The following is a 6094-nucleotide window of genomic DNA, read 5'->3' as shown; positions in this document are numbered from 1 at the left end:
GGAAAGGCGCACGAGCCGTCAGGCCTACTTCGAGTAGTACTCGACGATGAGCTGTTCCTGCAGAGGAACGTCGATCTGCGCACGCTCGGGAAGCTGGTGAACCAGAACCCGGAGACGTCCACCGACAACCTGCAGCCAACCCGGGATCGGGCGATCGCCCTGGGTCTCGCGCGCAACCTGGAAGGGAAGCGTGGACAGCGACTTGTCCTTGACATCGATGATGTCGTACTGGGAGACGCGGTAGCTGGGGATGTCGACCTTCTTGTTGTTCACAAGGAGGTGGCCGTGGGTGACCAGCTGACGGGCCTGGCGGCGGGTGCGAGCCAGTCCGGCGCGGTACACGACGTTGTCGAGACGCGACTCCAGGATGCGGAGCAGGTTCTCACCGGTCTTACCGGGGCGGTTGTTCGCCTCCTTGTAGTACAGGCGGAACTGCTTCTCCATGACGCCGTAGGTGAAGCGAGCCTTCTGCTTCTCCTGCAGCTGGAGCAGGTACTCGCTCTCCTTGATCCGCGCGCGGCCGTGCTGGCCCGGCGGGTAGGGACGACGCTCGAACGCCTGGTCGCCTCCAACGAGGTCGACGCGCAGACGACGCGACTTGCGGGTGATGGGTCCGGTATAACGTGCCATTTTCTTCTACCTATCCTTCCCGCTAGACCCGACGCCGCTTGGGCGGACGGCAGCCGTTGTGCGGCTGGGGGGTGACATCGGAGATGGTGCCGACCTCGAGGCCAGCGGCCTGAAGCGAGCGGATCGCGGTCTCACGGCCGGAGCCGGGGCCCTTGACGAAGACGTCGACCTTCTTGACACCGTGCTCCTGCGCCTTGCGGGCTGCGTTCTCGGCGGCCAGCTGAGCGGCGAACGGGGTCGACTTACGCGAACCCTTGAAGCCGACGTGTCCCGAAGACGCCCAGGAAATCACGTTTCCGGCGGGGTCCGTGATGGACACGATGGTGTTGTTGAACGTGCTCTTGATGTGAGCGGCGCCGTGCGGGACGTTCTTCTTGTCCCTGCGACGCGCCTTCTGGGTCTTCTTCGGACCGGTGCTACGTGACTTGGGGGGCATTACTTCGCCTTCTTCTTGCCTGCAATGGTGCGCTTCGGACCCTTACGGGTGCGGGCGTTGGTCTTGGTGCGCTGACCACGCACGGGCAGACCACGACGGTGGCGCAGGCCCTGGTAGCAGCCGATCTCGATCTTGCGTCGGATGTCGGCCTGGACCTCGCGGCGAAGGTCACCCTCGACCTTCAGCGACTCCTCGATGTACTCGCGGAGCTTGGCCAGATCCTCGTCCGAGAGATCCTTGCTCCGAAGATCCGGGCTGACGCCGGTGGCGTCCAGGATCTCCTTGGAGCGGGTACGGCCGATGCCGTAGATGTAAGTAAGTGCGATCTCCATCCGCTTTTCACGGGGAAGATCGACACCTGCGAGACGTGCCATGTCGGCATTTCCTATCGGTGTGCGGAGGTCTGCTCCCAGTCCATCCCCTGTGCCTCTTCAAACGTCGGCGGTCTCGCGACCGACAATGCTTCAACTAACTCAGTGGGGCCCCGGCCTCCGTGCCGGGGGTGAACCAGTACCTGCTCGAAAGCCGTGAGTACTGGCTGGTGCTGGGAGGTCATCTTTGCTTGTTGCCAAGCAGATCCTCGAAAAGCGGAGATCTAGCCCTGACGCTGCTTGTGGCGCAGGTTCTCGCAGATCACCATGACCCGGCCGTTACGACGGATCACCTTGCACTTTTCGCAGATCTTCTTGACGCTCGGCTGAACCTTCACGTCTTCTGATCTCCTGTTTTGTGGCAGCCCACTACGCAGAGCCGCAGCGGACGTACTTCTCCCCGACCTGGTCGGGCGGGGAAGCTTTACTTGTACCGGTAAACGATGCGTCCGCGCGACAAGTCGTAGGGCGAGAGCTCTACGACAACGCGATCTTCCGGGAGGATGCGAATGTAGTGCTGACGCATCTTTCCGCTGATGTGGGCGAGAACCTTGTGGCCGTTCTCGAGCTCAATGCGGAACATCGCATTGGGCAGCGGCTCGACTACTCGTCCCTCGACCTCGATGGCCCCGTCTTTCTTAGCCATATCCTCCGCGATCCATGTGGTTTGGCGTGCTTATTGCATCTGTTTCCGTTACCGTGGCGCCCAATGGGATCTTCACCGGCCGAAACATGAACAATCCGGATCGAATCCGGCACTGGGCACGCAGACAACCGGCACGCATAGCGCACCGTTGATCCATGTTACGGGAAATTGCTCACCAGGCCAAATGCGGTCCCTGACGGACCCGCAAGCCCGGCGAGAATTCGACTTCCGACACCCACGGCCACGATGCGAAGGATGGTGTGCGTGCGCGCCCTGGTACAGCGAGTGACGTCCGCGTCGGTCCGCGTCGACGGCGAGGAGGTCGGCCGAATCACTCCCCCGGCCGGCGGCCACGGGCTGCTCGTCCTGGTCGGCGTCACCCATACCGACGACGAGGCGAAGGCGGCCCTGCTCGCGAAGAAGGTGTGGACCATGCGCATCCTGGAGGACGAACGGTCCGCGTCCGACCTCGACGCCCCGGTGCTCGTCGCCAGTCAGTTCACGCTCATGGCGGACACCCGCCGGGGCCGGCGCCCGTCCTGGTCCGCCGCGGCGCCGAGGCCGGTGGCGGAACCACTGGTAGACGAGTTCACCGGCGCCCTGCGCGCGCTGGGCGCGACCGTCGAGACCGGCGTGTTCGGCGAACACATGGAGATCAGCCTCGTCAACGACGGTCCGGTGACGCTGCTCATCGACGTGTAGGCCCGCACCCGCGGGCGGCCGCTACTCCGGACGCAGGGTCAGGATGCGCGGCCCGTCCTCGGTGACCGCGACCGTGTGCTCCCAGTGGGCGGCACGGGTGCCGTCGGAGGTCACGACGGTCCAATCGTCCTCGAGGACAACGGTATCGGTGGTGCCGAGGGTCAACATCGGTTCGATCGCCAGAACGGAACCGACCACCAGTTGCGGCCCCTTGCCCGGAGCGCCCTCGTTGGCGAGGAACGGCTCCATGTGCATTTCCCGGCCGATGCCGTGACCGCCGTAGCCGTCGACGATGCCGTACTTACGGTCGTGCGCCACCTCGGCGGCGCGGGTGCCGAGTTCGATGGCGTGGGAGATGTCGGTGAGGCGGTTGCCGGGAAGCATCGCCGCGATCCCCGCCTCCATGGACAGCCGAGTGGCGTCGCTGAGCTGCTGGTCCGCTTCGATGATGTCTCCGACACCGAAGGTCCACGCAGAGTCGCCGTGCCAGCCGTCGAGAATGGCGCCGCAGTCGATGGAGACGAGGTCTCCCTCGGCGAGAATGTCTTCCGCCGAGGGAATCCCGTGCACCACACGATCGTTGACGGACGAACAGATCGATCCGCTGAACCCGTGGTAGCCCTTGAACGAGGGCACGGCGCCTGCGCCGCGGATGACCGACTCGGCCACCTCGTCGAGTTCGAGCGTGCTCACACCCGGCTTCGCCGCTTCGCGGACCGCCACCAGTGCCGCACCGACGATGGCACCGGCGGCCGCCATTGCGTCGAGCTCGCCTGCGGTCCGGAACGGAACGACCTTGCGCTTACGCCCGAAGCCCATTACTTACCCAACGCTGCCAGTGCGCGCGCGTTGACCTCGTCGACCTCGCCCAGGGCGTCGACGGTCACCAGCTGGTCCTTGTAGTAGTCCAGCAGCGGCGCGGTCTCCTCGCGGTACACCCGGAGCCGGTTGCGGATGACGTCTTCTTTGTCGTCGGCGCGGCCACGGGCGAGCATCCGCTCGACCACGACGTCCTCGTCGACGATGAAGGACAGCACCGCGTCGAGCTTGGTGTTCAGCTCGGCGAGGATCGCCTCGAGTGCCTGAGCCTGGTCGACGGTCCGGGGGAAGCCGTCCAGGAGGAATCCGTTGGCCGCGTCCGGCTCGCCGACACGGGCCTTCACCATGTTGTTGGTGATCTCGCTGGGAACCAGGTCCCCGGCGTCCAGGTACTTCTTCGCCTCGAGGCCGAGGGGGGTGGCCTGGCCGATGTTCGCGCGGAACAGGTCGCCCGTGGAGATGTGCGGGACGCCGAGCTTCTCGGACAGAATCGCGGCCTGGGTGCCCTTGCCTGCACCGGGAGGACCAAGGAGGACAAGTCTCACTTGAGGAACCCTTCGTAGTTACGTTGCATCAATTGACTTTCGATCTGCTTGACCGTGTCCAGGGCGACGCTGACGAGAATCAGCACGGCCGCACCACCGAAGATGCTGCTGGAGGTCTGGCTTCCGGACAGGAAGAAGTGGGGCAGCACCGCGATCAGGCCGAGGTAGATCGAGCCGGGAACGGTGATGCGGTTGAGCACGTAATTCAGGTAGTCCGCGGTGGGGCGACCGGGGCGGATACCGGGAATGAAACCGCCGAACTTCTTCATCTCGTCCGCGCGCTCTTCCGGATTGAACGTGATCGCGACGTAGAAGAACACGAAGAACACGATCAGCGCGAAATAGATGACGATGTACACCGGGTTGTTCGGATTCACCAGGTACTCGTTGATGATCCGCTGCCACCAGCTGGGATCGGCGGACGACGTGGCGCCGGTGAGCTGCGCGATGAGGTTCGGCAGATACAGCAGCGACGACGCGAAGATGACCGGGATAATGCCGGCCTGGTTGACCTTGAGCGGCAGGTACGTGGACGAGCCGCCGTACATCTTGCGGCCGACCATGCGCTTGGCGTACTGGACCGGGATCCGCCGCTGGCCCTGCTCGACGAACACGACGCCGGCGATGATGGCGAGGGCCGCGACGCAGATGATCGCGAAGATCAGTCCCCCGCGGCTGTCCAGGATGGCCTTGCCCTCGGACGGCAGGCGGGACGCGATACCCGAGAAGATCAGCAGGGACATGCCGTTACCGACACCGCGCTCGGTGATGACCTCACCGAACCACATGACGAGCGCTGCGCCCGCGGTCATGACCAGCACGATGATCACGAGGCCGAAGATGCTCTTGTCGGCGATGATCTCTTCCTGGCATCCCTGCAGCAGCTGGCCGCGCGACGCGAGCGCCACGATGCCGGTGGCCTGCAGGATCGCGAGGGCGATCGACAGATAACGCGTGTACTGCGTCATCTTCGCCTGGCCGGACTGGCCTTCCTTCCGGAGTTCCTCGAACTTCGGGATGACGACCGTCAACAGCTGGACGATGATGCTGGCCGTGATGTACGGCATGATGCCGATCGCGAAAATGGACAGCTGGAGTAGCGCGCCACCGGAGAACAGGTTGATCAGCGAGTAGATACCCGCGGAGTCACCGCCCGACAGCTGATCGACACAGGCTCGGACGTTCCCGTAGTCGACGCCCGGCGACGGAATCACGGCACCGATGCGATAGAGCGCAACGAGACCGAGCGCGATGAGGATCTTCCGCCTCAGGTCTGGGGTCCTGAGGGCCGAGACGAAGGCGGAAAGCAAAGATCCTCCTGGCACGACGGTGGGGAGACGAGTCGAAAGCAGACTTGTCCGTGAATGAACTCTAGAACTCTAACAGTGGCAACTGAACGCACAGTTGGGAGACCTGCGGCAGTGCTGCCCGTACAGCCGCAAATGGCCGCAGTACAGCGCGAGGCTGTACTGCGGCCATCTACTGGCTAGCGGTGATAGCTCACAGCTCGGTGGCGGTACCACCGGCAGCAGCGATCTTCTCCTTGGCGGAGCCGGTGAACTTGTCGACCGTCACCTGGACGGCGACAGTCAGGTCGCCGTCGCCGAGAACCTTGACGAGCTGGTTCTTGCGAACGGCACCCTTGGCAACGAGGTCCTCGACCGTGACCTGTCCACCCTCGGGGAACAGACGGGCGATGTCGCCGACGTTGACGACCTGGTACTCGGTGCGGAACGGGTTGGTGAAGCCCTTGAGCTTGGGCAGACGCATGTGCAGCGGCATCTGTCCACCCTCGAAGGCTGCGGGCACGTTCTTGCGGGCCTTGGTGCCCTTCGTGCCGCGACCGGCGGTCTTGCCGCGCTTGCCGCCTTCACCACGACCAACACGAATCTTGTTGGACTTGGCTCCGGGTGCGGGGCGCAGGTGATGCAGTTTGATGGTCATG

10 protein-coding genes are annotated in these 6094 nt (G+C 64.2%); 1 reads left to right on the top strand and 9 read right to left on the bottom strand.

The window, feature by feature from the left end; genetic code table 11:
* Nucleotides 1–24 precede the first annotated feature (24 nt).
* From rpsD to infA, 5 genes are all read right to left on the bottom strand, one after another.
* Complete coding sequence (gene rpsD, locus AC1D1G_RS17010; RefSeq protein ID WP_005239683.1) at nt 25–630, bottom strand: 30S ribosomal protein S4; 606 nt, start codon at nt 628–630, stop codon at nt 25–27.
* A gap of 22 nt (nt 631–652) precedes the next feature.
* Nucleotides 653–1066 (bottom strand): 30S ribosomal protein S11, encoded by a 414-nt coding sequence (gene rpsK / locus AC1D1G_RS17005; RefSeq protein WP_005239680.1) that lies wholly within the window; start codon nt 1064–1066, stop codon nt 653–655.
* A complete protein-coding gene (gene rpsM, locus AC1D1G_RS17000) occupies nt 1066–1440 on the bottom strand; it encodes a 30S ribosomal protein S13 (protein WP_005239677.1) in 375 nt (124 codons plus the stop codon). The genes rpsK and rpsM overlap by 1 nt, the downstream gene beginning before the upstream one ends.
* A 221-nt stretch (nt 1441–1661) precedes the next feature.
* Nucleotides 1662–1775, bottom strand: coding sequence for a 50S ribosomal protein L36 (gene rpmJ / locus AC1D1G_RS16995; RefSeq protein ID WP_003938068.1), 114 nt, complete (start codon nt 1773–1775; stop codon nt 1662–1664).
* A gap of 86 nt (nt 1776–1861) precedes the next feature.
* Nucleotides 1862–2083, bottom strand: coding sequence for a translation initiation factor IF-1 (gene infA / locus AC1D1G_RS16990; protein WP_003418601.1), 222 nt, complete (start codon nt 2081–2083; stop codon nt 1862–1864).
* 264 nt (nt 2084–2347) lie between these two features.
* On the opposite strand from infA, the gene dtd reads away from it, so the two are divergent.
* The gene (gene dtd, locus AC1D1G_RS16985) at nt 2348–2785 is read left to right on the top strand and encodes a D-aminoacyl-tRNA deacylase (RefSeq protein ID WP_280782639.1); all 438 of its coding nucleotides are present in this window, start codon (nt 2348–2350) and stop codon (nt 2783–2785) included.
* 21 nt (nt 2786–2806) lie between these two features.
* Here the strand turns inward: dtd and map are convergent, their stop codons facing one another.
* The 4 genes from map to rplO all read right to left on the bottom strand — a co-directional run bounded on the left by map (nt 2807) and on the right by rplO (nt 6093).
* Nucleotides 2807–3604, bottom strand: a complete 798-nt coding sequence (map, locus tag AC1D1G_RS16980; RefSeq protein ID WP_280782638.1) for a type I methionyl aminopeptidase — start codon at nt 3602–3604, stop codon at nt 2807–2809.
* Nucleotides 3604–4149, bottom strand: coding sequence for an adenylate kinase (locus AC1D1G_RS16975; RefSeq protein WP_009479373.1), 546 nt, complete (start codon nt 4147–4149; stop codon nt 3604–3606). Before AC1D1G_RS16975 ends, map begins: the two co-directional genes overlap by 1 nt.
* Nucleotides 4146–5459, bottom strand: a complete 1314-nt coding sequence (gene secY / locus AC1D1G_RS16970) for a preprotein translocase subunit SecY (RefSeq protein ID WP_005239668.1) — start codon at nt 5457–5459, stop codon at nt 4146–4148. The genes AC1D1G_RS16975 and secY overlap by 4 nt, the downstream gene beginning before the upstream one ends.
* 190 nt (nt 5460–5649) lie before the next feature.
* The gene (rplO, locus tag AC1D1G_RS16965) at nt 5650–6093 is read right to left on the bottom strand and encodes a 50S ribosomal protein L15 (protein ID WP_280782637.1); all 444 of its coding nucleotides are present in this window, start codon (nt 6091–6093) and stop codon (nt 5650–5652) included.
* Nucleotide 6094: the final 1 nt, after the last annotated feature.

Source organism: Rhodococcus sp. P3_B8, assembly GCF_056402775.1.
This window is presented reverse-complemented; position numbering and strand designations above follow the sequence as displayed.